This window comes from Peribacillus sp. NPDC096379 (genome assembly GCF_044762875.1).
In the GTDB taxonomy this organism is placed as follows: domain Bacteria; phylum Bacillota; class Bacilli; order Bacillales; family DSM-1321; genus Peribacillus.
The window spans coordinates 62,709-88,786 of the sequence record NZ_JBIWFD010000009.1 but is presented as its reverse complement, the minus strand read 5'-3'; the positions used below and the strand labels follow the sequence as shown (position 1 = coordinate 88,786).

Below are 26,078 nucleotides of genomic sequence, written 5' to 3'. Positions count from 1 at the left end.
AGCAAAGAGGTCACACCCGTTCCCATTCCGAACACGGAAGTTAAGCTCTTTAGCGCCGATGGTAGTTGGGGGTCTCCCCCTGTGAGAGTAGGACGCCGCCAAGCTTAAATTTAATAATAATTAATGTATAATTTCTTAAATAAAGGATATACTATTATTATTAAGTAATAACTTATATCGTCGCGGGGTGGAGCAGTTCGGTAGCTCGTCGGGCTCATAACCCGAAGGTCGCAGGTTCAAATCCTGTCCCCGCAATCATAAAAAAAGCGAAACTTAGGTTTCGTTTTTTTTATTGTCTAAATGGATGGGAATTGTGGATAATCTTACTCAATTCGTCTGTCTGTATTCAACTTTAGTCGCTAATTCGCAAGAATTATTAACATGTGTATAACTAATTAGGATTTTTTTACACTATTAAAAAGAAAAGAATTAAGATAGCTCAGATAGACTAGGCGCATTATGTATTAGTTTCATTAAGTACATATTTTGGTGAAACTTACCTACGTTAACTCTTATCAGTTAACAATAAGAGACACATATTGTGGATACTTAGCTTGAATAAACTTATGTTTTTAATTATCCACAGAGTAAAAAGTGAAAATTAAGAACTACTCATTTCGCTTTGTGGATAACTGAAAAATGCTTGAGTGAAATATTAGTTTTCACAATACATTAAAATGTGCCAAAAGCAGTTTAGTTCATTGAGATCCAAAAATTTCTAAAGTAAGATAAGAGGAATTAATTTCTCATTTTTGAGGAAGTGGTGATTTTTGTAAAAAGCTCATCGTGCATTCTTGTGCTTTTCTTGTTTGTGTCTTGTTTTGAAAAAAGGTAAACTACTTATAGGATAATGAACCAGCTTGCGTTTAGCTGTTTGGTTTTTTTGAGGTGATAATATAGATGGAACAGAAATTTGAGTGGGTTTCTAGGAGTGAATTAGAGACGGTAGACTTTGCTAGTAGTTTGGCGGAGAAACTTAATGCTGGAGATGTATTGGCTTTGGAGGGTGACCTTGGTGCGGGTAAAACAGCTTTCACCAAAGGGCTTGCAAAAGGCTTAGGTGTTAAGCGGAATGTGAATAGCCCTACATTTACGATTATAAAAGAATATATGGGCCGTTTACCGTTGTATCATATGGATGTATATCGAGTGAGTGAAGAAGAAGAAGAGGACCTTGGTTTTGATGAGTATTTCGAAGGCGAGGGAGTGACTGTTGTTGAATGGGCCCATTTAATTCAAGAGCAGCTTCCGGAAGAAATATTAACGATTCAGATTTTTAGACTGGGTGATTCAAAAAGGCGAATTGTATTGCAGCCTTCTGGAACTCGGTATGTTGAGTTGTGTAAGGAGATTATTTCATGAAGGTATTAGCGATTGATACATCGAATTTTACATTAGGAATAGCTTTGACCGATGGAGACCAAGTGGTTGGGGAATACGTTACAAATTTAAAGAAAAATCATTCTTTGCGTGTAATGCCAGCCATTGAGTCACTTTTAAGGGATTGTGATACAAAACCGGCTGAATTGGAGAAAATTGTCGTAGCAAAGGGACCTGGCTCATATACTGGAGTTAGGATAGGCGTTACTATTGCTAAAACACTTGCTTGGACATTAAGTATTCCCTTGGTTGGAATCTCGAGTCTAGAAGTTCTAGCAGCAAATGGCCGTTATTTCAATGGGATGATATCTCCTTTATTCGATGCGCGCCGTGGACAAATTTATACAGGCTTGTATCAATTTACTGAGAGTGGTCTGGAGAGCCGTAGTGAGGACAAAAATATGTTGGCAGTTGAATGGGCACAAAAGCTTAAAGAGTTGAATATGCCCGTACTATTTGTCGGTCAAGATATTGCAATTCATGTTGATACACTTAAAGATGTATTAGGTGAACGAGCTTATTTTATTCCAGCACAAGCCTATAACCCAAGACCTGCTGAGTTAGCGTTTTTAGGAAGAGATAAGAAACAAGAGGACGTTCACATGTTTGTCCCCAATTATGTGAGGATGGCAGAGGCAGAAGTTAAATGGTTAGAGCAACAGAAAAAATAGATAAAAATTCTAAATGGAAGAGACCGGTTGCGATGAGTAAAACGATGACGTTTCGATTAATGAGAACAGAAGATATCGATCAAGTTTTGGTTGTAGAGAGACAGTCCTTTACGTTACCTTGGAGCAGGGAAGCTTTCTATAATGAATTGAATCATAATCAATATGCGAAGTATCTGGTTATTGAGGATGAAGGTACGATTGCTGGATATTGCGGTGCGTGGATAGTCATCGATGAAGCTCATATTACCAACATAGCAATTTTGCCTGATTATCGTGGGCTCAAGCTTGGTGAAGAACTGCTTCGAAAGATGATTGAAGTTGCTTTGAGTATGGGAGTCATTCGGATGACGCTTGAAGTACGTGTTAGCAATATGGTTGCCCAGTCTCTTTATAAGAAGCTCGGCTTTCAAACTGGAGGCATTCGTAAAAACTATTATACCGACAACCAGGAAGATGCATATGTAATGTGGGTGAATTTAACGTGAAAAAAGATCAACTTATCTTAGGGATAGAAACGAGCTGTGATGAAACAGCAGCAGCCGTTATTAAAAATGGGACCGATATTCTTAGTAATATCGTTGCCTCACAAATTGAAAGCCATAAGCGATTTGGCGGGGTTGTCCCTGAAATTGCATCAAGACATCATGTAGAGCAGATTACTCTTGTATTGGAAGAAGCGTTACGGAAAGCAGATGTTACCTATGATGATCTTGATGCTATTGCCGTTACGGAAGGTCCAGGTCTTGTTGGTGCATTATTGATAGGAGTAAACGCAGCGAAGGCTGTAGCATTTGCACATAACATCCCATTAGTAGGTGTACATCACATTGCGGGACATATTTATGCAAATCGGCTGATTAAAGAAATTAAGTACCCAGCGCTCTCTCTAGTAGTCTCAGGAGGGCATACAGAGCTTGTAATGATTAAAAGCCCCGGCCAGTTTAAGGTGATCGGTGAGACGAGGGATGACGCAGCTGGAGAAGCGTATGATAAAGTGGCGAGAACCTTACATCTACCTTATCCGGGCGGCCCTCATATAGATCGATTGGCTCAGGAAGGGGATCCTACCTCTGTTCCGCTTCCAAGGGCGTGGCTTGAAGATTCTTATGATTTTAGTTTTAGCGGTTTGAAATCGGCTGTAATTAATACACTTCATAATGCAGAACAGCGTGGTGAAACGATTGAGGCAGCAGATTTAGCGGCAAGCTTTCAGCAAAGTGTGATTGATGTTTTAGTTAAGAAAACGGTCAAGGCGACTCAGGAGTATGGTGTTCATCAAGTCCTTTTGGCTGGCGGGGTAGCTGCAAATAAAGGCCTTCGTAAGGCGCTTACTGAAGCATTTGAAACAATCACGGATACTGAACTGATTATCCCACCACTTGCTCTCTGTACAGATAACGCAGCAATGATTGGAGCGGCAGGGAGTGTATTATTTGAAAACGGGAAAAGATCTGGCATGGCGATGAATGGAAACCCAGGTTTAGATATTGAAACAATTTAATTGGAAATGGTGAGTTACCGATAAAAGGCAGCTCACCTTTTTCTATGAATAAGCTGTGGATAATTAGAAGTAACAGGTAAATTATCCACAAGAAAGCGCATTATTTATTAAAAAGATAGAAAATTCCATTAACTGTGGATAACTTATCTGTTTTTATGTGCATAACCATATGGTTTTGTGGATAAATATGATCTGTTCTGTGGATATTGTGGAAAAGGTTAATGAGACTAGGAATAATAACGTTGATAATGTGGATAAGGTTGTGGATGAATGGGAAAAACGGCAATGAGAGGGATGGAAAAAGAAACGATTGTGGAGCTTTCAATGAAAAAAATAAATATAGCCGTTTTGGTTGTAAGTATCTTGTTCCACCGTAAAGGGGGTCAGAACCCACATTTAATATATCGTTTACTTGACGTGTAAGTGACACAATAAACGGTCTATAGAATGTGAGGTCTGACCCTTTTGGGATTCTCTAAACAGGATGATCAAATGCCATCTTTGTTCTTATTCCGCAAGTTCTGCCCATTCTTCAAGAAGCACATCAAGTTGTGTCTGAACGCGGTCAAGGTCAGCTTGGATCGTAAGTACTTTTTCGTGATTTTGAAATACATCAGGATCACAGAGAAGCTTGTTATATTGTTCAATTTCGCTTTCAAGCTTTTCCATTGTTGCTTCGATTTCTTCAATACGACGTTGACGCTGACGTTCTGCCTTTTTTGCTTCTTTATCTACCTTAAAGGAAGATTTGTCTGCCGTTTGTTCAGGGCCTGTCCCATTTTGATGGCGTTCATATTCTTTAATCTCTAGTTGTTCTTGCTTTTTTTCAACATAATAATCATAATCACCGAGAAATTCCTCGCTTCTGACTTTGGAAAGCTCAATGACTTTGGTGGCAATTCGATTAATAAAGTAACGATCATGTGAAACGAACAGGATTGTACCTGGATAATCAATCAGGGCATTTTCAAGTACGAGTTTGCTATCGAGGTCAAGATGGTTGGTTGGTTCATCTAAAATAAGGAGATTCCCTTTCTCCATCATCATTTTCGCCAAAGCCAATCTTGCTTTCTCGCCCCCACTAAGGGTTGAGACTGTTTTCAATACTTCATCACCCGTAAAGAGGAAATTACCAAGTATCGTCCGAATTTCTTTCTCAGGCACAGACGGATGCTCGTCCCACAGTTCATTAAGCACACGTTTATTAGAAACAAGATTCGCTTGCTCCTGATCATAATAGCTGACTTGAACATTTGTGCCAAAGCGAATGTCACCTTGTATAGCTGCTACTTTTCCGATAATCGTTTTTAATAAAGTTGATTTTCCAACCCCGTTTGGACCAACAAGAGCAAGGCTATCTCCCTTTGAAATCTTCATAGTAATGTTTTGGGAAACAGCAGTATCCTCATAGCCGATTGCTAAATCCTGAATGGAAAGGACGTCATTACCGCTCTGCCTATCTATTTGAAAAGAGAAAGATGCGGATTTCTCGTCACCTTGAGGACGGTCCATGACATCCATTTTATCTAATTGCTTCCGCCTACTTTGAGCCCTTTTGGTTGTAGAAGCTCTTGTAAGGTTCCGTTGGACGAAATCACGAAGCTTTTCGATTTCTTCCTGTTGTTTTTCAAAGAGCTTCATGTCACGCTCGAAGCTCTCTGCCTTTTTCACGAGATAATTGCTATAATTACCATGGTACTTCTTGATAGCATTGCGTGAGATTTCATATACTTGATTCACAACTTTATCTAAAAAGTATCGGTCATGGGATACAATTAATACAGCACCATGATAATTTTGGAGATATTGTTCAAGCCATGATAATGTTTCAATATCCAAATGGTTTGTCGGTTCATCCAAAATCAAAATATCAGGCTTGGTCAACAGCAATTTCCCAAGTGCCAGTCTTGTTTTTTGGCCACCGCTCAAGCTGTGAATCAATGTAGAACGATCAAAGTCTGCAAACTGAAGACCATGCAAAACGGAACGAATATCGGCTTCGTATTGATAGCCACCTTGCTCCTTGAATTGTACTTGCAAAGTATCATATTCAGAAAGAACCTTTTGATATAAGAGTTCATTTTCAAACGTTTCGGGTTGTGACATCGTTTGTTCAAGTCTTCGTAGTTCCTTTTCTTTGGAAATAAGCCCCTCATATACAGTTAGCATTTCATCCCAGATGGAAAGCTCCGATTCAAGCCCGGTATCTTGTGCCAAATACCCAATGGACACACCCTTTGGTTTGATCAATTCACCGCCATCATGGGAAAGATGTCCAGCTATGATTTTCAATAACGTGGACTTGCCAGCACCATTTCTACCGACTAAGGCAATTCTGTCTCTATTTTGAACTTCGAGCTTCATATTTGATAAAATAAGTTCAGCTCCGTAATACTTCGATAATTGATTGATTTGTAATAAAATCATGATTTCACCTCGATTGCGTTATCCATAGTGTAACGTATTATGGCATTTATCGGCAATAGAAGCACTCGTATAAAACCGCTCGGGTAAGGAAATTAAACAAAATTGTTACAAATAATGCATTATAGTGTATGATTTAAAAAGAGCACTCCACTTAGGTAATGTCCGACAAGATATGATAACTACCTGAATGAACAAGAAGGTACAACATTGAAATGGCAACGCTACCAGAAATATCTTTCACTGTTAGTACCAAAAGATATGAAGAGCGCATACTTAAAAGCGTGAAATATCGACCGTTTTGACTACTAAATGAAGAAATAGCAAATGGGAAAGCGGGGAAAGTAATGATCCAAGAACCAATGAAGATTCCGCAAGCAACTGCCAAACGGCTGCCCTTATATTATCGTTTTTTAAAAAATCTACATTCTGCTGGTAAACAAAGAGTATCTTCTGCAGAGTTAAGTGATGCGGTTAAAGTTGACTCCGCTACGATTCGCAGGGACTTTTCTTATTTTGGAGCCTTAGGTAAAAAAGGCTACGGATATAATGTGAATTACCTATTATCATTTTTTCAAAAAACTTTAGACCAAGATGACCTAACACAAGTTGCATTAATTGGAGTTGGTAATTTAGGAACAGCTTTTCTAAACTATAATTTTTTGAAAAATAATAATACAAAAATTGCGATGGCATTTGATGTAGATCCAGAGAAGGTAGGAAAACGGGTAGAAGATGTGTATGTCCATCATATGGATGAGCTCACAGAACGATTGAAAGAAGAAAATATTGCGGTTGCGATATTGACTGTACCAGTATCAGTTGCTCAGCCGATTACTGATCAATTGATTCAAGCAGATATTCGCGGTATATTGAATTTCACACCTGCGAGATTAAATGTACCGAGTACGGTTCGGATTCATCATATTGACCTTGCTGTGGAATTACAGTCTCTTATTTATTTTCTGAAGAATTATACAGATTCAGAAGAAGAAAATAGTATAGAAGAATAATCAACACGCTGTCCGATTCTTGCATCAGGCAGCGTGTTATTTTAATTTTATTACTTTTTCTTATTTTTATGTACCGCTTTGATCTTATAATGCAGAATAAGCATTCTTACGCCTGAACCCAGGTCAAGAGTGGCTAAACCAACAAGAAAATAAGAAAAGAAGCCCCAACCGTTAGATGATACTGATTGAATAGCAAATACGGTGAATAGAACCCCTAACGCGATATAGATAATGCCAATAGATAAAGGTGACCGACGTTTCATAAAACCCCTCCGATAAATGACTGCGCTTTTTCCAAAGAATCCAAGTATTTGTCATAATTCAACTGCACGATGACGACGAGTGTATTCATCGCTACATGTGCGAATATTGGGACGAGAATTCGCTTGGTCTTTATATATAGATAGGCAAAGGTAAAACCCATTGCGGAGTATAAGAGAATATGCTCGGGCTCAAAATGAGCAAAACCGAATATGACCGAACTAATGAGTGCTGATAGGAAGAAGTTTAATCGCTTATAAAGAGAACCGAAGATGATTTTTCGGAAAATGATTTCTTCCAGGATGGGTCCAACGATAGAGGACACAAGCATAACGATTGGAAATTGTGTGATTAGGCTTAAGATCTGCTCCGTGTTTTCTGAGTTCTGTTTAATGCCCATCTGTTGCTCAAGCAGTCCTGCTACTGTCTGCGCAAACATGGCAAGGAAGACCCCGCCAAATCCCCAAAGAATCGAAACGGGAATCGTAGTCTGATTTCGAATATCCTTTTGCCGCATCTCGTGCCGCATGAAAAACAGGACAAATATCAGAGCGATAATGAAGCTGAAAACAATCCAATAGGCACCAATGAACGTTTTGAGTTCGTTTGTTAGCTCCATACCAGCAGAAACAGCGATCATGGCAATGATATCGATAGCTAATCCACCTGACAGCTGCATAATGACATATGTAATGATGACAAACCAAAATTCTTTTTTCAAAAAGATATCTCCTTTAATCTAGGGTATACAATCATTTTATGAAAATAAAAAAGGATAAGACCACACATCCCAATTAGGAAGCGTATGCTGAATACTTTTACTTATCTTATAAAGAAAAGGGTATCAAAAAAAAGCAGATAACTCCAATTAAACGTACGAATCCATCATTTGTTTTTAAAAATAAGAAATGACTATGAAGTAGTATTCCCGTCTACCAAATAAAATGAATAGAAAAATTTACAATAGAATTACTTGCAAAAGAACCAGGTTTTATTTAATATAATAATTGTGTTAGCACTCGATGGTAGTGAGTGCTAATAATAAGAGGATCTATACATCAACACAATTTGAGGAGGGTGTTTCACTTGTTAAAACCATTAGGTGATCGCGTTATTATTGAACTAGTTCAATCTGAGGAAAAAACTGCAAGCGGTATCGTACTTCCTGATACTGCAAAAGAAAAGCCGCAAGAAGGTAAAATAGTGGCTGCCGGCAATGGCCGTATTCTTGAAAATGGTGAACGTGTAGCTTTAGAGGTTGCCCAAGGCGATCGTATTATCTTCTCAAAATATGCTGGTACTGAAGTGAAATATGATGGTACAGAATACTTAATTTTACGCGAAAGCGATATTTTAGCTGTTATCGGCTAAGCACATACAAAACATAACCGAACGAACCATTTTTATAAAAATTAGGGAGGGTTTTATACATGGCTAAAGATATTAAATTCAGTGAAGACGCTCGCCGTGCAATGCTACGCGGAGTAGATGCTCTTGCAAATGCAGTTAAAGTAACATTAGGACCAAAAGGACGTAACGTGGTTCTTGAGAAAAAATTTGGTTCACCACTTATCACAAATGACGGTGTAACAATCGCGAAAGAAATCGAACTTGAAGATGCATTTGAAAACATGGGTGCAAAATTAGTTGCTGAAGTAGCGAGCAAAACAAATGATGTTGCTGGTGATGGTACAACTACAGCTACAGTTCTTGCTCAAGCGATGATCCGCGAAGGACTTAAAAACGTTACAGCTGGTGCTAACCCAATGGGTATCCGTAAAGGAATGGAGAAAGCAGTAAACGTAGCAATCGAAGAGTTGAAAGCTATCTCTAAACCAATCGAAAATAAAGAAAGCATTGCACAAGTAGCTGCGATTTCTTCTGCTGACGAAGAAGTTGGTCAATTAATCGCTGAAGCTATGGAGCGTGTTGGAAACGACGGCGTAATCACAATCGAAGAATCAAAAGGCTTCACAACGGAGCTTGATGTTGTTGAAGGTATGCAATTCGACCGTGGCTATGCATCACCATACATGGTTACTGATTCAGATAAAATGGAAGCTGTCCTTGAAAATCCATATATCCTAATCACTGACAAAAAAATTACAAATATCCAAGAAATCCTTCCTGTGCTTGAACAAGTTGTTCAACAAGGTAAACCACTATTGATGATTGCTGAAGATGTTGAAGGCGAAGCACTTGCAACACTTGTTGTGAACAAACTTCGTGGAACATTCAACGCAGTAGCGGTTAAAGCACCTGGATTCGGAGATCGTCGTAAAGCGATGCTTGAAGATATCGCTGCACTTACTGGCGGAGAAGTGATCACAGAAGAAGTTGGTCTTGATCTTAAATCGGCTACAATCGAATCATTAGGACGCGCTTCTAAAGTGGTTGTTTCTAAAGAAAACACAACGATCGTTGAAGGTGCTGGAGACTCTGCTCAAATCCAAGCTCGTGTAAATCAAATCCGTGTTCAATTAGAAGAAACGACTTCTGAATTTGACCGTGAAAAATTACAAGAGCGCCTAGCTAAATTAGCTGGTGGAGTAGCAGTTATTAAAGTTGGTGCTGCAACTGAAACAGAATTAAAAGAACGCAAACTTCGTATCGAAGACGCATTAAACTCTACTCGTGCAGCGGTTGAAGAAGGAATCGTAGCTGGTGGTGGTACTGCTCTTCTAAACGTATACAGCAAAATTGCTGAAATTCAAGCTGAAGGTGACGTAGCAACTGGTATCAACATCGTTCTTCGTGCAATCGAAGAGCCTGTACGCCAAATTGCTCACAACGCTGGACTTGAAGGATCAGTTATCGTAGAACGCCTAAAAGGTGAAGCGGTAGGAACAGGCTTCAATGCTGCGAACGGCGAATGGGTAAACATGATCGAAGCTGGTATCGTTGACCCTACAAAAGTAACTCGTTATGCACTACAAAACGCTGGATCAGTAGCTGCAATGTTCTTAACAACAGAAGCAGTAGTAGCTGACAAACCAGAACCTGCTGGTGCTGGCGGCATGGGTATGCCTGATATGGGCGGCATGGGTGGAATGGGCGGCATGATGTAATAAGGTTTTAAATCCCTTGGAATATAGGGGTTTAACGAGTATTTAGAAATAAATGCTCACCTATTTGCTCACCTAACATGTAAATATCTTTTAAAGTTGAAGGCCTTCCATCAGTTTACTGAACTGATGGGAGGCCTTTTCTTTCATGTTGTTTAGTAATTTCGTTTAAAAGGGATCTTCTTTTAGACCTAGACTCTAGAATAAAAAAAGATAAGATTTTTAAAATTATTGCCCAAGTTAAACCAATTATCAACTTTTTTATAGTTTATGATATATTTACTTGTATATTTACTTATATATTTAATTTAAGGAATGATATATTAATTATCTTGAGTTATTTTATGAAAGGTATGAAAAATTATGGATAATAATCTAGAATTGGGAAAAGTAATTGCTAAATTTCGTATAAAAAGGAATTATAATATTAAACAATTAGCAGAAAAAACTAATGTCACTTCATCAATGATAAGCCAAATTGAAAGAGGGCTTACCAATCCATCACTAAATACTCTGCGAGTTATTGCAGATGCATTAGAAGTACCTTTGCTTAGTTTTTTTACCAAATCTGAGAAAAGTAAGGATTTAATAACCAGAGCAGATGCCAGAAAAAAAATCGTATTTCCACCACCGCAAAATTTGGAGTATATGTTGTTATCCCCAGATTTGAGCGGCTCAATTGAGATGGTCTTAATGAAAATACCGCCTGTGTCTCAGTCAGCCGAAAATCCTATGATTCACATTGGGGAAGAAGTCGCATATGTGTTAGAAGGCAGCATAGTATTACATATTGGAGATGATATTGAGACTTTAAATACTGGGGACAGTGTAAAAATACCACCTTGCGTACAACATAAGTGGGAAAATATCACAGATAAAGAAGCAACTATAATTTTTGCTGTTACACCTCCCACATTTTAAAAAATATAATATATAAAGTGATGAATTCTTAGACCGTTCTGTAGCTCCTGTTATAGTGTGTTGTGTATGCACTAACATGAGATATGAAGCGGTTATTTTTGTGAATAGAGATTTTTTTTGAAAGTATAAGTTAAATTATATTTAGTTTATTAAGTTATAATTAATTTCATTCTTGATTCCATAAAATGAATGCGCTATCATTAAGTTACGCTAAATAAATTAAATTACTTTTAATTTATTGGCGTTTCGGGCTTCCGAGATTATATCATGAAAGGAAAGTAGATGGTATTGTGAAAACATTTCTGCGGCACTGAACCTAGATATTAGGTTCATAACATGAAGATTATTCCGTTGCTGAAAAATAATTTCAAAATCTATTTTCATGACTATTATTGGAAAAGTATTTGCTGTATTTGGCAAGGTAGGTATGATTCGCTCTTATTATTTTTATCCGTAAAGCTCGTGATGGCATGGTCGCCCGAAATATCAAGTAGGATTTCTAGTATAAAGGAGATGGAATCAGCTAAAATAGCTTATTTAGGATCATAGTAATGTATAAAAATCTGATCTAAGTATGGAGGATAAGTCTGAAATAAACTGAGTTCCTAGCAATAAAAGAGTAATGTTTATACAAAGATAAGTCTGCGCGCTCAAAGTCACACTTATTTGTGCTTGGAAAGGCAATTTACACATATAAAAATGCGGTCACTCTAGACATACGTATTTCATAACGTTTTGTCCTTGAGCGAAATGAAAGGAATGAATACAAAAATGCAATCAGGTGCAATGATGATGCTGGTATTATTTTTATCTATTGTAATACTTATTTTTCTAATACTTAAACTTAAAGTCCATCCATTTATTTCTTTAGTTCTGTCGGGGATTTTTATTGGATTAGCTACAGGTATGCCCCTAACTGATATTGTTACTTCCATTGAAAAAGGAGTAGGTGGAACGCTGGGATCACTAGCTGTTGTAATCGGTTTTGGAACGATTTTAGGTAAGATGTTAGAGATATCTGGTGGTGCTGAGCGCTTGGCACGAACAATGCTAAATGCTATGGGAGAAAAACGTGCGCCTTGGGTTATGTCACTTATAGGCTTAATTGCTGGAATTCCAGTATTCTTTGAAGTAGGTTTTGTTTTACTTTTTCCAATAATTTTCATCGTTGCTAGACAAGCTAAGATGTCGCTGCTAAGGATTGGAATTCCTTTGGCAATATCTCTGATGGTTGTACACGCCATGATACCTCCACATCCGGCAGCATTTGCTGTTACAGAAATGTTGGGAGCCGATGTTGGGAAAGTTATTTTATATGCACTTCTTATAGGAACACCTACTGCAATCATTGCTGGGCCAATCTTTGCTAAGTTCATTAGTGGTAAGTGTAGGACCGAAGCATTTAATGAATTAGAGGTAAAAGCCCCAACGCCAGATGAGAGGCTTCCTGGGTTTGGAATTACTTTATTTACTATTCTTCTACCTTTATTCATTATGGTAGGAAAAACAGCAAGTGATTTATATCTTACAGAAGGTTCTTTTTCTTACAATCTTGTTAGATTTTTAGGTAATCCAATTATCGCTTTACTTATTTCAGTATTTGTAGCTTATTACACATTAGGACTTTCTCGTGGCCTAAAGATGAAAGAACTATTATCTCATACTGAGGAAGGATTTAAGTCAATTGCAGCCATTTTGTTGATCATTGGTGGTGGCGGTGCTTATAATGCATTTTTAGTTGATAGTGGGTTAGGTACAGAGTTATCTAATATTATGCAATCATTAAATATGAACCCAATTATTCTGGCTTGGCTAGTAGCATCAATTTTACACCTTGCTATTGGATCCGTTACGGTAGCCATGCTTAGTGCTGCGGGAATAATAGGGCCATTGTTGGCCGCTTATCCAACTTTGAGTCCAGAAATTGCAGTTCTCGCTATTGGTGCTGGAGCTATTGGATGGTGTCATGTTAATGATTCTGCTTTCTGGCTTGTAAAAGAATATTTGGGATTATCATTACCAGATGCATTTAAGAGCTTCACTGCTGCAACTGTTCTTGCATCGATTGTTGCACTTGGAGGGGTATTACTTTTAGCACAATTTATATAAAAGATTAAGATAAGAAACGAATAAGAAAAATTAATTATGGAAGGAAGATGGATAGGTATGGAAAATAAGATAATTAAAGGAAAAACTATAAAAGAATGGGAAGAGCAGTATCCTCTAATGAGCAAGATTATTTCAACTGACGAAGTGTTTTGGACAAATTCTAAATATGAAAAGTTTGCAGATGCTACTAAAAAGATCTCTTTATCAGAGAAGGATGTAAGAGATGCAGAAGAAAGATTAAATAGATTTGCTCCATATATTGCTAAGGTTTTCCCAGAAACAGAAAAAACAAATGGAATTATTGAATCACCTATTGTTCCAATTCCTACTATGCAAAGTAAAATAGAAGAAACATATAATCAAGAAATCTTAGGTCAATTATTGCTCAAATGTGATAGTCATCTTGCTATCTCTGGGTCAATTAAAGCAAGAGGCGGTATTTATGAGGTTTTAAAACATGCAGAAGATTTAGCTATTGAGAATAGCATGCTAACAATAAAAGATGACTATTCAATTATGGATAGTGATAAATTTAGAGAGTTCTTCTCTAAGCATTCTATTGCAGTAGGTTCAACTGGAAACCTAGGACTTAGTATTGGAATAATGAGTGCACAATTAGGGTTTAAGGTGTATGTTCATATGTCAGCTGACGCAAAACAATGGAAGAAAGACCTCCTTAGAAGCAAGGGTGTTACAGTAATTGAGTACGAATCAGATTATAGTAAGGCAGTAGAGGAAGGTAGAAAACAAGCAGAAGCAGATCCAAACATGTACTTTATTGATGATGAAAATTCGACTAACTTATTCTTAGGATACGCTGTAGCAGCTTATAGATTAAAAAGGCAATTAGAAGAAATGAATGTAGTTGTTGATGAGGATCATCCATTATTTGTTTATCTTCCATGTGGAGTTGGTGGCGGACCTGGTGGAGTAGCATTTGGGTTAAAGTTAGTTTTCAAGGATAATGTACATTGCTTCTTTGCTGAACCAACACATTCTCCATGTATGGTTTTAGGATTAATGACAGGTATGCATGATAAAGTATCGGTACAAGATTTTGGCATTGATAACATTACTGTTGCAGATGGGCTCGCTGTTGGTAGAGCTTCAGGTTTCGTTGGGAAAACATTAGAAAACCTAATAAGTGGATCATATACTGTAAAAGATGAGCAGTTATATATACTTTTAAGCATGTTATCCGACTCAGAAAATATTAAATTAGAACCTTCTGCATTAGCTGGAATGCATGGTCCAATTCAATTATTCAGAGATGAAGCTGGACAAAAGTATATAGAGAATAATAACTTAAAAAATAAAATAAAAAATGTTTCACATATCGTTTGGGCAACAGGAGGTAGTATGGTTCCAAAAGATGTAATGGAAACCTATTATAAAAGGGGAAAAGAGGCATCTGCTACCCTGATATAATTAGAAGTTCTTTTGTGTGAAAGAGGCTATCTCAAAATAGTAAGAGATAGTTTCTTTCTTTTTATAATAAATATTGGACTGTTCTGGCTAAGTTAGACACATCAAAAGGTTTATTATCTCGAATATTCTTAAAATTACTCTAATTTTCATACTTTACGAGTTCTACTAAGTAATTTGTAATTACTTTCAATTATATTTAAATAATATCGAAATAAACGAGGATGATCTTCCTTGGCACATATTGTTTTATTGATATTTTTCACTGGACTTGCGTTAGCAAAATGCTAACATTTTGCTAACGCAATCCAGTGAAAAACGGTAAATCCGTGTTAAAGATGTAATACTTCTGATTTGCAGAAACCTTGATGTACCGCACTTTCTGCACTCATCGTTCAAGATATTACACACTCTTATCTTACGGGCGGCATGATGTAATAAGCCGTCTGAACCTTTGATATGATTGGGTTTGTATATAAGATGAGAGTGGTTTGCTAACATAGAGGATTTTAATCGAGGCTTCTCATAAGTTCACTGAACTTTTGGGAGGCTTCATTTTTCATTTCTTGCGTGACGTGAAGGTATACATTTTTTGTAATCTGATCATCGGTATGACCAAACGGTCCATGATCTGTTCAAGTGATACACGGGCCTCTGCTAAGAGAGAGGTATGGGTATATCTCAAAGAGTGTGGTGTTAAGTCTGTATTTAGTTCAGCGATAGTAAGTAGTCTCTTCTTTCGGTTTTAGGCGGGACTCACATATACTTTTCTGTATTATTAATAGGATTGTAATACGTCTTGGTAATACTTTGATTTAAGTTTGAAATTAGAGACGTAGGAGGCGGAGTAGGGTAGCAGGAGATTATTTTTACTGAACAAAAAGGGCAGATCACTCATGAGTGATCTGCCCTTTTGCTTGTTGCGGCATCAATGGCTTTACGAGTTGGAAAGCGTACCAATGTTACGTAATATTAGTACGCTGTCACCACTCTTTGAAGGAGAACCAGGCGCTTTATTTAATATTAATTATGATAAAGTGTATTGCTTAGAAATTAAGTTAGCAATCCTAGACGGAACCCAGATGATACAACTTGGGTACGATTTTTAGCTTTTAACTTTAACATAAGACTACTTATGTAGTCTCTAATTGTATGCTCGCTTAGATGAAGGAACTCTCCCATTTTCTTATTATCGTATCCATCTGCTAGGAGAGTTAATACACTTAACTCGCGATCAGTTAATTCGATATTATTACTTGGTGATACATTATGATCGAAATTCTTTAGAAATAACCCTATTCTATTGCAAACTTCCTCTATAAGGTGTAAATCCTCTTGCGTACAATCAAACTCTTTTCCCACCTGATCTAAAGTCACCCAGCCGAGAACTTCTTTATAATGACATATTGGAGCAACAATGAGTGAAGATAGATTGAATAACTCAATCGTCTCATCTTTTACCGTATGTACGGGGTTTTTTATAAATATTGGCTTTCTTGTAATTAGCATGGTATGAAACAACTGATTCGGATATACGTATCCTTGTGTTTTTTGAACCTTTGATAATTCTTCACCAATAACACCTTTAAACTCATTTGACCAAGGGATATATGCATAGAAAACACATCTTTTATAGTTAAGCAGCCTTTCGCATTCCTTTATTATTTTTATGAAGTCATTTCTTCCAGAGTAGCTTATGAGTACTTTATTAAATTCATCTAGAACTTTAAGTTTATTTAGTAAAGTTTTTTCATATTGTGCATTATTACTAGCGAAAACATTAAAACGTAACAGATAATTTCTGATTGTTTCTTCTTGTTCATTATCTAATGTTGTTTTCGGGTATAGATATATACTAGTTTCACCAACATTTAATGCTAGTGAATGCTCAGATAACTCGTTAAATTGAGCATTGTTTGTATCTAAAAGCGGATAAAAAGGAATTCTTCGGATCGTTTCTTGTTCTGTTCTTACCCAACCCAATATGACAGGACTAGTTATATTATGATGCTGAACAAGAAAAAGTTGTTGAATTGGAAATAATTCCAAATATGAAAGTAACAAGCTCTGTGAAGAATGGGAATGAAAATCATCTGAAGTTTTAATAGCATTCTTCCAATTAGAAAATAGGTTAGAAATTTTTGAAGCAATAATAGGTAAGTAAAACATATACGAATAAGCCTTTACGTCTGCAGAATTTTTTAATAAATTTGCAAAAGACTTTTCCAGAATAAGGTGTAATAGGTATAAAAAATGATGATTTAAAATCATTGAGTACGTTTGTATCCAAGTCTTTAAAAGGGTATCTAAGTCGATTTGGGCTTTGTTTTCATTTGGTTCAGTTAAAATTTGCAAAAATGAACTTGCAAGAAACTCAATAATAGATTGTTCTTCTTTGGATAGATTTAATTCTAATCTTATTTGCACATTAATACTCATTTGAAGTTGGGTTTTATTTTTTTTTAGAAAGATTTTAAATTCCTCAAATGATATATCGTTATAGGGAAATAAATCAGGTCGCATTGAATAAAGTATCTCCTTTAACGGATAAATTACCTATATATTGAGGGTGTGAAATAAGGATTAACCCTTAATTTATAGGATAGTTCTAGGTGGCTGTAATATTGTAACATAATGATTGTGAACAATTTGTGACGACTTTCAATTCACGGAATCACTCTTGATTAAAATTTCATCAATTAAAGACCTTGGGACTAGTGGTTCTAAACATGAAAAGTATGGAGATCTCCCCTATTTCTGTATGGCAAATACCAGATAGGCCTTAGCGGGTGGGTGAGATGCCCTATTTCTATTATAAGGCAACATGCTTTGACATGTGAACAATATGCGATGGAGCCCAATCAAAATATTGAAAACCCTTTATCAAATGACTTTAATAGAAGAAATTGGAGTGAATCCATATTCTAATTGAAAGATTTGTTACTATTATTCCCAATATGAGGTTAGCTTTATGAATAATATTTTTAGGGAGATGGAGTTAGGAAGAGGTTAGCTTTATGAATAATTTTTTAGGGAGATGGAGTTAGGAAGAGGTTAACTTGATGGATAATGTTTTTAGGGAGATGGAAATATAGATGGAAAAGGCATTAAATTCGAGTAAGAAATACAGCTGGGTTCTTTGGGGTATCATTGCGTTTTTGTTTTTTGGAAATTTAATTAATTTCTCTGGAAAAAATATAATCGGCCTTTCAGCGGATTTAATTATGAATGATCTTGGTTTGAATTCTAACCAATGGGGCTTAGTGGGAAGTGCTTATTATTGGTTGTTTCCGATTTCTGGGATTATCGGTGCTGCACTTTCTGATCGGTTTGGAACGAAAAAAATACTTTCCATTCTTATACTAGCGTGGGGCATCATACAATTTGGGGCTCTAGCGATTAATGGATTTAGTGCGCTGATTCTATATAGAGTCCTATTAGGAATCTTTCAAGGTCCATTTGGTCCAGTTGCAATGAGTCATATCAATAAGTGGTTCCCCGCTGAAAAACGCGGAGTCGCAAGCTCTTTATTTACTTTAGGAGCAACAGCAGGAGGGTTAGTTTTAGCGCCTGTAATCATTGGACTTACAACATTTGGCTGGAAAGTTGCTTTTGCTGTATTTGGAGGAGTAAGTATAATTTGGGTTCTCCTATTTATGTTTACTACAAAAGAAAGCCCTTCCAGTATAGAGAAAAAGGCAGCAACAAAAAATCCGGTTGCAAATAGTGTCCAAAAGAAAAGTGGTAAAGAAGTAGTAAAGGCCATTTTTTCACCAACTTCTATTTTCACATTATTTCTGGCCTTCTCTACTTTTATATTTGTCGTATGGACGGCAATCTGGATGCCGAACTATTTAACTAAAGTAACAGGTCTGACTTCTAGTCAGATGGGAGCATCTGTTTCAATAATTGGAATAAGTTCCGCTGCAATCATTTTTCTAGTGTCGATGGTTTCTGACAAAGTGCTAGCAAAAACACAAAATTGGCGTTTATCCCGTGTAATTGTGATTGGTGTAGCAGCCGTTATTGGCAGTCTGTTGGTTGCTAGTGTGGTGTTTATACAAAATCCTGTTTGGAATGTCATTGCATTCGGTTTAGCATATGGTTTAACGGGTGCAAACTTTGCAATTGGACCACAAATTATGATGAGGCTAGTACCGGAGCGAAGTGGACTTATGGCAAGTATTTTAATGTCATTTCAAAATGTAGGTGGAATGATAGCTCCTGTAGCTACTGGATTTCTTATCGGTTTATCAAAAGAAAATATTATTCAAGGATATAATAATTCTATTTTAGTGGTGTCAGGTACAATCCTATTATGTTCAATATTATTCTTGTTGTTTGTTAAACCGGATGTAAAAAAGAACGCTTAAATTTATTTTTTGATTATGATATTTAATTAAAGAGAGGAAGAGTTTATTATGAGATTACAAAACAAAGTTGCAATTATTACTGGTGGGGGTACTGGAATTGGTAAGGAAACAGCCTTAAAATTTGCGAAAGAAGGGGCAAAGGTAGTCGTTACTGATATTAATAAAGAGGCGGGTATGAACACTGCTCAAGAGATTCAAGCAATGGGTGCTGAAGCCATTTTCGTACAACATAACGTAAGCAGCGAAGACGATTGGAAAAAGGTTGTTAGTGAAACAAGAAGTCATTTCAATAAAATCGATGTATTATTTAATAACGCAGGAATCTATATCATCAAACCTCTTACTGAAATAGAATTAGATGAATGGAATCGTTTAATGTCTATAAATGTAACAGGAGTTTTCCTTGGTATGAAGCATGTGATCCCTGTGATGGTAGAACAAAAGAAAGGTTCTATAATTAATGCTTCATCAATTGCTGGTTTATTTGGAGCTCCTGGACATACTCTTTACGGGGCAAGTAAAGGTGCTGTACGCATCATGACAAAAGATGCTGCTATTGAATTTGCTGCCAAAGGTATCCGTGTAAACTCTATACACCCAGGTTTCATTGAAACTGCAATGACAGACTATGCTTCAGAAGCAACTGGACGTACAACAGAAGAATTAAATAACGCATATCCACTTGGAAGAATGGGGAATACCGAAGAAGTTGCACATACAGTTGTATTCCTTGCATCTGATGAATCTTCTTTCACAACGGGGACAGAGTTCGTTATTGATGGTGGAGCTACTGCAAGATAATTCGAGACGATTTCCTGACGTGAATACTCCCTTTTTTAGCTAAAGAAGGGGCTATCCGATAAGTCCTAAAAATAAAGCAGGTGGGGAAAAATCAGTCGTTTTTCTCTACCTGCTTTTGTATTTTTTGGATCATTTTCTGAGAGTAGTTGGCGGAGGCCTGCTACTTTCAATATGTTGTGGCCCAAAGCTATAATTCCGAACTCGACATACACCTTGTCGAGTCCCTATAGAGAAAATCTACGGAACGACCAATTGCCCTTGATGTGACCGAACGCAACTTTCTACTTCGACTATGCGTCGAGCGTGGATGGTGGCTTTTCCTTCCCATTCTAGGGCTGTTTTTTGGCTTCGCTTTCGTGCATTGTGCTTTCAATGGGCAATCTGTACAACCTTCGTATTCGTATTTTTTAAAGCTTTACTCATAACCGGACTTATTCTTTTTATTTGGGTATTTTCTAATGGAAAAGAACAAATTGAACAAATAAGAAGTGTTTTATTTTATTGATAGTAGTAAGAGCTACTTTTTGATGTGTCGTTATTCGTTAATAGAAATTTCCTTTACCCCTGCTTTTCTTTGTGACTTTTCAATATTTCTAAAATATAAGATTCGAATTTTATGAATATGATACTGGCTATCAATATATTTTATTAGTAGTCATTTTTCTAGTATTAAAGTCTGCGTCTTCCCATGAAAGTGCGGTTAATCTCTTTGACGTATACGAGTATTCAATATGAGTTTGAAAAATAATCTTGTCTCTTCCTCTTTAGCTACTTGAAGAAATTGCGTAATCTCTTTCTCACTCCATTTGTTTTTAGTATCCGTACTTAGGCTTTCTTATTTTATGAATGGTAAGGCCTATTAATAATAAAGAAACAATGTATAGAAGCACTGTGATAAATGGGAATTAACTAATTCTAAAGTTAATAAAAAATGCTAAACACAAGTGTATCAAGAATTTTTACGGTGGGTATTGTTGGTGTTGTGACGGAACAAAGTATAAAGTCATTAAAATGCTAACATTTTGCTAACGCAATCAAGTCAATAACATAAGTATACGTTAAAGATGTTTCTTACAGAAATTAGCAAAATGTTGGTATGCCGCATTTTTAGCACACAGCGTTAAAGATATTACACACTCTCATCATACAGGCGGCATGATGTAACAAGCCTTCTGAACCCATGATATGACTGGGTTTGTATGTAAGGTGATAGTGGAATGCTAACATTGAGGTAAATTAACTGAGGCTTCTTTTTTCATTTCTTGCGTTACGTGGAGGTACACATTTTTCGTGATTTGATCATCGGTATGACCAAGACGGTCCATGATTTGTTCGAATGAGACACGAGCCTTGGCAAGTAGCGATGTATGGGTATGGCGTAAAGAATGCGGTGTTAACTCAGGATTCAGGTCTGCCATTCTTAACAGCCTTGCCATTCTGTTTTGAAGGGTTTTAATAACAATGGGATAACCATATTGCCGTTCCATTTTGGAAAAGATAAAATCTTTGTTGTAGTAATCTGTACTTAGTCGCTTAATAACTTGGTTTTGAGCGTTTTTGTGTTCATTCAAAGTATTTAACACCTCTTCGTCTACAATGATTCTTCTTCGGATTATAATACGTATTGGTAATGCTACTACATCTATATTTATCTGCCATCATCATCTAAGCCATGTGGAAGTGGTCGCGTTGTTGGAAAGAGGAATTGTATAGAAATCCTTAGTTTTAAACACTTTCACAAGCATTTTTGTTTGTAGGAGAAGATAAAAAAACTAGAAATAAGGGATTGAAAAACCACATTACCGTTTCAGTGGTATTTGATCTAGGGTGTGGGAACACCAGGCAATAATAAGATTTAGAAGCTAGTACGACGATTGCGAGTTAAGAATAATTGCGGTCGTCGTTTTTTATTTGTTAAAGGTATTTTTTGATTTAAAAAGATTCGAAGATGATATATTTGAAGGTTTTGGTAGTTATTGTAATTAGCGAAGAATATTTATATGTGCTATTTATTAAAGGCTCGACAATCCTATTTTTCGGAGGATCTTATGACAGCTGCTATTATCCCCAATCAATACTACGCCGATACAATATAGTGCAATATCGTTGATATGAAAGGGTTTAAGGAAATATCTAAAACATCAAAAACATGTAAATTGATATAAAGTGTGCCACAGATTTTAATAAATCACAAAGATGGGACGAGAAATCATTTCGGCTTTTTTAATTTTACAATATTTAAATCTATAGAATAATGTATTTTTCAATATATTCATTCAATAAATCTCTTGTAGTTCTATATTCTTACAATTGCTCTTATTTAAATGATACAATATATTAAATGGACTAAATAGTAGAATGTATAGGGAAATAAAGAAAAAAGGGATTTTGAAAAATGTACTATTAGAAAAAACACAACTTTTTTATTTGGTGCTGGAGCCTCTGCCCTATTCTTTTCTTCACTAGGAGATTTTGGACAGATACTATCCGAAAGTGGAAATAACTTGATTAAAACACTATTCTATAAAGTGTCTTATACCTACTAATTTCATTGATCACTTATTTACGTAAGGAAAAGATTAGTGTAGATTACAAATAAAGCTGCATCGTACATCGTCTTTCACCTTAATGACATTTATTGCTTATCAGGTTAGATTATATTAACATTAAAAACAAAGATTCCCCATTCGGTGTTGGATCCTACAGATCTTGGGGAGTAAAATAATTTTATGCAGGCATTGTTAAAGTAGCTTCCTTTAAGGAACCGCTTTAATAATGCCTTTTTCTTTAAATAATAATAGAAAACAAAAAAATGCTTCGAAAAAGTTAAGGTAGATCATTTGAAAAAGGTCATATGGAAGAGCCAGAGGGAGCGATGGAGATGGAGTTTGATACAAGTACAGTTGTCATTCAAGTAATCGGTGTGGGTGGCGGAGGAAACAATACCGTAAACCGTATGATCGAGCATGGGGCTCAGGGTGTAGAGTTTATTGCTGTTAATACAGATGTGCAAGCTATCACATTATCACAAGCAGAGACTAAGATGCAAATCGGTGCAACATTGACAAAAGGTTTAGGAGCAGGGGCTAATCCGGAAATAGGTAAAAAGGCAGTTGAAGAAAGCAAAGAGACGCTCCAAAGGAAAATTAAAGGTGCAGACATGGTGATTGTCACAGCTGGAATGGGAGGTGGTACAGGAACAGGTGCCGCCCCACTAATTGCTGAAATTGCCCGTGAGCTTGGCATACTCACCATTGGCGTTGTAACATATCCCTTTAGGTTTGAGGGCCGTAAGCGTGCAATACAAGCGGAAGTTGGAATCGCCTCAATGAAGAAGGCAGTCGACACTTTAATTGTTATTCCAAACGATCGTTTGTTGGAGATAATAGATAAAAATACATCTATGCTTGAAGCGTTCCACGAAGCGGATCATGTCCTACGCCAAACTATCCAGGGAATTTCGGATGTAATTACCGTACCAGGTTTAATCAACGTTGACTTTGCTGATGTCAAAACAATTATGTCCAATAAAGGTTCGGCTTTAATAGGCATTGGCAGCGCAACAGGTAAAAACCGTGCTGCTGAAGCTGCAAAAAAGGCTATTTCTAGTCCGTTATTTGGGACTGGAACCTCCATAGATGAGGCTCAAGGTGTGCTGATGAAACTCACAGGCGGGACAAATTTAAGTTTATATGAAGTACAAGAGGCTGCGAATATTATTGCGTCTGTGGGAGGCAATGAGTCGAATATGATTTTCGGTTCTGTCATTAACGAAAATTTACAAGATGAGATTATCATAACCGTTATTGCTACCGGCTTTAATGATTGGAAGGCTCCATTCATTAAAACATCTTCCCACTCTGCAACAGCAGAAAAGAGGTCACAACCAACCGGTCGGTAGAACAAGTAATTGGTGTACTCATAGCGAAACGAATCAGGTTTTATGAGCCGGATCGGCAACCTTTATTATTGTTATGCCGTACATTCTATTGGTGTTTATACAAATTTAATATTTTGTTCATTTAGGTTTTATATATTGTTTATATGGATTTTATTCTCATTAATTGCAATAAAATAGCGTAGTTGCCTAATATCCATCATTAACATCCTCTCCATTAGGTATATGAAAAATATTAGTAGAACAAATATTATTAATATTTTTCATATAAATATCCTAATGATAACATGTTTATAAAAGAGGTGCAGGCTATTTTGAAGCTGAAAGGAATTCTTATAAGTTTCCTTGTAGTTATGCTTACCGCATGTAGCACGACCCCAGACTCCGAGAAAAGTTCACCTGTACAAATAGAAAAAAAGGTAAGTTATACAAACCAAAACATTAGAAGGGTGTAGATGAAAAACATCTAATGAATTGTGTTCACATGCAGGTAACGAGGATAATAAATTGTAACCACATAGTAGTGACGACACATGTGGAGTGCATTACACAGATAGTTCTAAAAAATGATTGAGGGGAATTATAACCCCTCAACCTGTGCAAACTTGTAGTAAATCTTAACATCCTTACTTTCAGTTACTTCGATTTTTTCTACGAAACGTAACAACATTTCGGTAGTTAAAGTATTAAAGTTTAAGAATGCCTTTAGTTGTTCCAAGATGGCAGAGGTTTTAATAGCTGCTTTTTTCTCATCAATGGCTCTTTTTATCTCTGCCTTTTCTATCTCTAATTGCTGTATCTTTTCTTGTATGGTATTTACAAAGTCATCATAGTCCTGTTTTGAGATGTCCTCTGAAATAAACTTTTGTAACGCATTACGCTTTAACTCTAACTGTTTATAGACTTGTTTCTCTATGGACTGTAATCTTGTCTCATTCTGTTTTGCTGTGGCTTTTACTTTTTTCTTAATCTTGCTTTCTAAATCAGGATGTTCTAGGTTCTCAGCCATCCTTTTTAAGTCGTCAAGAATTATTTCTTTCATCTGTTGTTCCTTAATCACATGATTAGTACAGGCTTTATTGCCATGTTTAGCATATGAACCGCATATATAACCTTTACGATTAGCACGATACCATAATCCATTCCCACATTCTGCACAATAAGCGATATTGGTAAAAAGATGTTTTTTCTTTCTAGTACCGCCCCGACCTTTTCTAGCTTTTTGTTCTAGTAGGCTTTGTACTTGTTCAAAAACTTCTCTAGAAATGATTGGCTTATGATTATCTGAAACAATAACCCAATCATTCCTATCTTTCAATTTCCGCTTTTTATTCGTTACGCTTAAAGTGGTTTCTCTACCTTGTACAAGGTCACCTACATAATGAGGGTTTTGCAAAATCTTCTTTACAGTAGAGCCTTGCCAATATACCCCTGCATTTGTCTTTTTCACGACCTGTGAAGGTGTTGGAATATCCTGTTTTGTCAGATACCTTGCTATCTTGTCATGCCCCCAACCCTCTAAATACTTGTTAAAGATGTCATGAACAACATTAACGGTGTAATCACCTCTAATAATTAACTTTCCATCTTGGAGGTGATATCCATATGGTGGAATACTTCCCATGAATTTTCCGTTTCTGCATTTGATATCATAAACAGATTTAATTCGTCCGCTTGTACTTTCGCTTTCCTGCTCATAAATCCAAGCATACAAACCGAACATAGCCTGTTTTGAAGGGTCGTGTGTATCAACTTTTCCATCTAAAGTAATTAAACGTACACCTTTTGTATCGGCAATTCGCCTTAACTCGTAAAGTAATTCGGCATTACGACCTAATCTACTTAACTCTTTTGCTACGATTACATCAAATTCTTTGTTTTCTGCGTCATGGATAAGACTTTTTAAACCTTCACGATTATTAGTAGTACCTGTCTGAACATCTGTGTAGAAGTCATATAGGTCATATTGATCTTTCGTGATAAAGTCCAAAATCAAATTCTTTTGATTTTCTGGTGACTCTTTTTGACCTTCGTTATTAGTCGATACTCTGATATATCCTGCTACTTTCATTATTGTCGCCCCCCATTATTGATGGCGACTATATCTACTTGACTATTATTGTAAGCCGCCAAAACAATCTTTTCAATTTCTTTTTCTATTTGGTGGATGATTAAGGACTTAAAGTCCTGTGTTCCTGTAAATTCTCTTTTAATTTTCATAGTTATTTGCCCCCTT

The 26,078-nt window shown here is 36.5% G+C and carries 21 protein-coding genes, 1 tRNA gene, 1 rRNA gene and 1 pseudogene; 16 read left to right on the top strand and 8 right to left on the bottom strand.

Annotated features, from left to right (window positions below):
• The 7 genes from rrf to ACIQZI_RS22935 form a co-directional block, all read left to right on the top strand.
• Positions 1-104, top strand: a 5S ribosomal RNA gene (rrf, locus tag ACIQZI_RS22965); the annotation flags it as partial.
• A gap of 77 nt (positions 105-181) precedes the next feature.
• Positions 182-255, top strand: a tRNA-Met gene (locus ACIQZI_RS22960).
• 645 nt (positions 256-900) lie between these two features.
• Positions 901-1,362, top strand: a complete 462-nt coding sequence (gene tsaE, locus ACIQZI_RS22955) for a tRNA (adenosine(37)-N6)-threonylcarbamoyltransferase complex ATPase subunit type 1 TsaE (RefSeq protein WP_403077881.1) — start codon at positions 901-903, stop codon at positions 1,360-1,362.
• Entirely contained in the window at positions 1,359-2,051 is a 693-nt protein-coding gene (tsaB, locus tag ACIQZI_RS22950) for a tRNA (adenosine(37)-N6)-threonylcarbamoyltransferase complex dimerization subunit type 1 TsaB (protein WP_403077878.1), read from the top strand. Before tsaE ends, tsaB begins: the two co-directional genes overlap by 4 nt.
• Before the next feature lie 32 nt (positions 2,052-2,083).
• The gene (gene rimI / locus ACIQZI_RS22945; RefSeq protein WP_062187154.1) at positions 2,084-2,536 is read left to right on the top strand and encodes a ribosomal protein S18-alanine N-acetyltransferase; all 453 of its coding nucleotides are present in this window, start codon (positions 2,084-2,086) and stop codon (positions 2,534-2,536) included.
• Positions 2,533-3,552, top strand: a complete 1,020-nt coding sequence (gene tsaD, locus ACIQZI_RS22940; RefSeq protein WP_403077875.1) for a tRNA (adenosine(37)-N6)-threonylcarbamoyltransferase complex transferase subunit TsaD — start codon at positions 2,533-2,535, stop codon at positions 3,550-3,552. Before rimI ends, tsaD begins: the two co-directional genes overlap by 4 nt.
• 270 nt (positions 3,553-3,822) lie before the next feature.
• On the top strand, positions 3,823-3,975 hold the full coding sequence (locus ACIQZI_RS22935) for a hypothetical protein (RefSeq protein WP_403077872.1): 153 nt from the start codon (positions 3,823-3,825) through the stop codon (positions 3,973-3,975).
• Between the two features lie 84 nt (positions 3,976-4,059).
• Here ACIQZI_RS22935 and ACIQZI_RS22930 read toward each other — a convergent pair whose 3' ends face one another.
• Positions 4,060-5,979, bottom strand: a complete 1,920-nt coding sequence (locus ACIQZI_RS22930; RefSeq protein WP_403077869.1) for an ABC-F family ATP-binding cassette domain-containing protein — start codon at positions 5,977-5,979, stop codon at positions 4,060-4,062.
• Positions 5,980-6,323: 344 nt separating this feature from the next.
• Here ACIQZI_RS22930 and ACIQZI_RS22925 point away from each other — a divergent pair, with 344 nt between their 5' ends.
• The gene (locus ACIQZI_RS22925; protein WP_403077867.1) at positions 6,324-6,989 is read left to right on the top strand and encodes a redox-sensing transcriptional repressor Rex; all 666 of its coding nucleotides are present in this window, start codon (positions 6,324-6,326) and stop codon (positions 6,987-6,989) included.
• A gap of 50 nt (positions 6,990-7,039) precedes the next feature.
• On the opposite strand, the gene ACIQZI_RS22920 is transcribed toward ACIQZI_RS22925, so the two are convergent.
• Entirely contained in the window at positions 7,040-7,252 is a 213-nt protein-coding gene (locus ACIQZI_RS22920; protein WP_062187147.1) for a YdiK family protein, read from the bottom strand.
• Complete coding sequence (locus tag ACIQZI_RS22915; RefSeq protein WP_403077863.1) at positions 7,249-7,971, bottom strand: CPBP family intramembrane glutamic endopeptidase; 723 nt, start codon at positions 7,969-7,971, stop codon at positions 7,249-7,251. The genes ACIQZI_RS22920 and ACIQZI_RS22915 overlap by 4 nt, the downstream gene beginning before the upstream one ends.
• 365 nt (positions 7,972-8,336) lie before the next feature.
• On the opposite strand from ACIQZI_RS22915, the gene groES reads away from it, so the two are divergent.
• From groES to dsdA, 5 genes are all read left to right on the top strand, one after another.
• Complete coding sequence (gene groES / locus ACIQZI_RS22910; protein WP_062187145.1) at positions 8,337-8,621, top strand: co-chaperone GroES; 285 nt, start codon at positions 8,337-8,339, stop codon at positions 8,619-8,621.
• A 59-nt stretch (positions 8,622-8,680) separates the two neighbouring features.
• On the top strand, positions 8,681-10,318 hold the full coding sequence (groL, locus tag ACIQZI_RS22905; protein WP_403077857.1) for a chaperonin GroEL: 1,638 nt from the start codon (positions 8,681-8,683) through the stop codon (positions 10,316-10,318).
• A gap of 360 nt (positions 10,319-10,678) precedes the next feature.
• Complete coding sequence (locus ACIQZI_RS22900) at positions 10,679-11,236, top strand: helix-turn-helix domain-containing protein (RefSeq protein WP_403077853.1); 558 nt, start codon at positions 10,679-10,681, stop codon at positions 11,234-11,236.
• Between the two features lie 759 nt (positions 11,237-11,995).
• Positions 11,996-13,345 (top strand): GntT/GntP/DsdX family permease, encoded by a 1,350-nt coding sequence (locus tag ACIQZI_RS22895; RefSeq protein WP_403077850.1) that lies wholly within the window; start codon positions 11,996-11,998, stop codon positions 13,343-13,345.
• 57 nt (positions 13,346-13,402) lie between these two features.
• Positions 13,403-14,773 (top strand): D-serine ammonia-lyase, encoded by a 1,371-nt coding sequence (dsdA, locus tag ACIQZI_RS22890; RefSeq protein ID WP_403077847.1) that lies wholly within the window; start codon positions 13,403-13,405, stop codon positions 14,771-14,773.
• Positions 14,774-15,279: 506 nt separating this feature from the next.
• Here the strand turns inward: dsdA and ACIQZI_RS24320 are convergent.
• Together ACIQZI_RS24320 and ACIQZI_RS22885 are read right to left on the bottom strand one after the other, a co-directional pair.
• A pseudogene (locus tag ACIQZI_RS24320) lies at positions 15,280-15,515 on the bottom strand (tyrosine-type recombinase/integrase); the annotation flags it as partial.
• 308 nt (positions 15,516-15,823) lie between these two features.
• Complete coding sequence (locus ACIQZI_RS22885) at positions 15,824-17,293, bottom strand: LuxR C-terminal-related transcriptional regulator (protein ID WP_403077844.1); 1,470 nt, start codon at positions 17,291-17,293, stop codon at positions 15,824-15,826.
• Positions 17,294-17,865: 572 nt separating this feature from the next.
• Here ACIQZI_RS22885 and ACIQZI_RS22880 point away from each other — a divergent pair.
• Both ACIQZI_RS22880 and ACIQZI_RS22875 read left to right on the top strand, forming a co-directional pair.
• Positions 17,866-19,143 (top strand): MFS transporter, encoded by a 1,278-nt coding sequence (locus tag ACIQZI_RS22880; protein ID WP_403077842.1) that lies wholly within the window; start codon positions 17,866-17,868, stop codon positions 19,141-19,143.
• A 48-nt stretch (positions 19,144-19,191) separates the two neighbouring features.
• A complete protein-coding gene (locus tag ACIQZI_RS22875) occupies positions 19,192-19,944 on the top strand; it encodes an SDR family NAD(P)-dependent oxidoreductase (RefSeq protein ID WP_403077839.1) in 753 nt (250 codons plus the stop codon).
• Between the two features lie 1,220 nt (positions 19,945-21,164).
• Here the strand turns inward: ACIQZI_RS22875 and ACIQZI_RS22865 are convergent.
• Complete coding sequence (locus tag ACIQZI_RS22865; RefSeq protein ID WP_403077837.1) at positions 21,165-21,515, bottom strand: tyrosine-type recombinase/integrase; 351 nt, start codon at positions 21,513-21,515, stop codon at positions 21,165-21,167.
• A 1,310-nt stretch (positions 21,516-22,825) separates the two neighbouring features.
• Here ACIQZI_RS22865 and ftsZ point away from each other — a divergent pair.
• On the top strand, positions 22,826-23,845 hold the full coding sequence (ftsZ, locus tag ACIQZI_RS22860; protein WP_403077885.1) for a cell division protein FtsZ: 1,020 nt from the start codon (positions 22,826-22,828) through the stop codon (positions 23,843-23,845).
• 577 nt (positions 23,846-24,422) lie between these two features.
• On the opposite strand, the gene ACIQZI_RS22855 is transcribed toward ftsZ, so the two are convergent.
• Complete coding sequence (locus tag ACIQZI_RS22855; RefSeq protein ID WP_403077834.1) at positions 24,423-25,913, bottom strand: recombinase family protein; 1,491 nt, start codon at positions 25,911-25,913, stop codon at positions 24,423-24,425.
• Positions 25,913-26,062, bottom strand: a complete 150-nt coding sequence (locus ACIQZI_RS22850) for a hypothetical protein (protein WP_403077831.1) — start codon at positions 26,060-26,062, stop codon at positions 25,913-25,915. The genes ACIQZI_RS22855 and ACIQZI_RS22850 overlap by 1 nt, the downstream gene beginning before the upstream one ends.
• Between the last annotated feature and the right edge of the window lie 16 nt (positions 26,063-26,078).

Bases quoted from the DNA above. Each gene is read 5' to 3' on its own strand.
- tsaE (WP_403077881.1), top strand. From the start codon at position 901: ATGGAACAGAAATTTGAGTGGGTTTCTAGGAGTGAATTAGAGACGGTA.
- tsaB (WP_403077878.1), top strand. From the start codon at position 1,359: ATGAAGGTATTAGCGATTGATACATCGAATTTTACATTAGGAATAGCT.
- rimI (WP_062187154.1), top strand. From the start codon at position 2,084: ATGAGTAAAACGATGACGTTTCGATTAATGAGAACAGAAGATATCGAT.
- ACIQZI_RS22935 (WP_403077872.1), top strand. From the start codon at position 3,823: ATGGGAAAAACGGCAATGAGAGGGATGGAAAAAGAAACGATTGTGGAG.
- ACIQZI_RS22930 (WP_403077869.1), bottom strand. From the start codon at position 5,979: ATGATTTTATTACAAATCAATCAATTATCGAAGTATTACGGAGCTGAA.
- ACIQZI_RS22925 (WP_403077867.1), top strand. From the start codon at position 6,324: ATGATCCAAGAACCAATGAAGATTCCGCAAGCAACTGCCAAACGGCTG.
- ACIQZI_RS22920 (WP_062187147.1), bottom strand. From the start codon at position 7,252: ATGAAACGTCGGTCACCTTTATCTATTGGCATTATCTATATCGCGTTA.
- groL (WP_403077857.1), top strand. From the start codon at position 8,681: ATGGCTAAAGATATTAAATTCAGTGAAGACGCTCGCCGTGCAATGCTA.
- ACIQZI_RS22900 (WP_403077853.1), top strand. From the start codon at position 10,679: ATGGATAATAATCTAGAATTGGGAAAAGTAATTGCTAAATTTCGTATA.
- ACIQZI_RS22895 (WP_403077850.1), top strand. From the start codon at position 11,996: ATGAATACAAAAATGCAATCAGGTGCAATGATGATGCTGGTATTATTT.
- dsdA (WP_403077847.1), top strand. From the start codon at position 13,403: ATGGAAAATAAGATAATTAAAGGAAAAACTATAAAAGAATGGGAAGAG.
- ACIQZI_RS22885 (WP_403077844.1), bottom strand. From the start codon at position 17,293: ATGCGACCTGATTTATTTCCCTATAACGATATATCATTTGAGGAATTT.
- ACIQZI_RS22880 (WP_403077842.1), top strand. From the start codon at position 17,866: ATGGAAAAGGCATTAAATTCGAGTAAGAAATACAGCTGGGTTCTTTGG.
- ACIQZI_RS22875 (WP_403077839.1), top strand. From the start codon at position 19,192: ATGAGATTACAAAACAAAGTTGCAATTATTACTGGTGGGGGTACTGGA.
- ftsZ (WP_403077885.1), top strand. From the start codon at position 22,826: ATGGAGTTTGATACAAGTACAGTTGTCATTCAAGTAATCGGTGTGGGT.
- ACIQZI_RS22855 (WP_403077834.1), bottom strand. From the start codon at position 25,913: ATGAAAGTAGCAGGATATATCAGAGTATCGACTAATAACGAAGGTCAA.
- ACIQZI_RS22850 (WP_403077831.1), bottom strand. From the start codon at position 26,062: ATGAAAATTAAAAGAGAATTTACAGGAACACAGGACTTTAAGTCCTTA.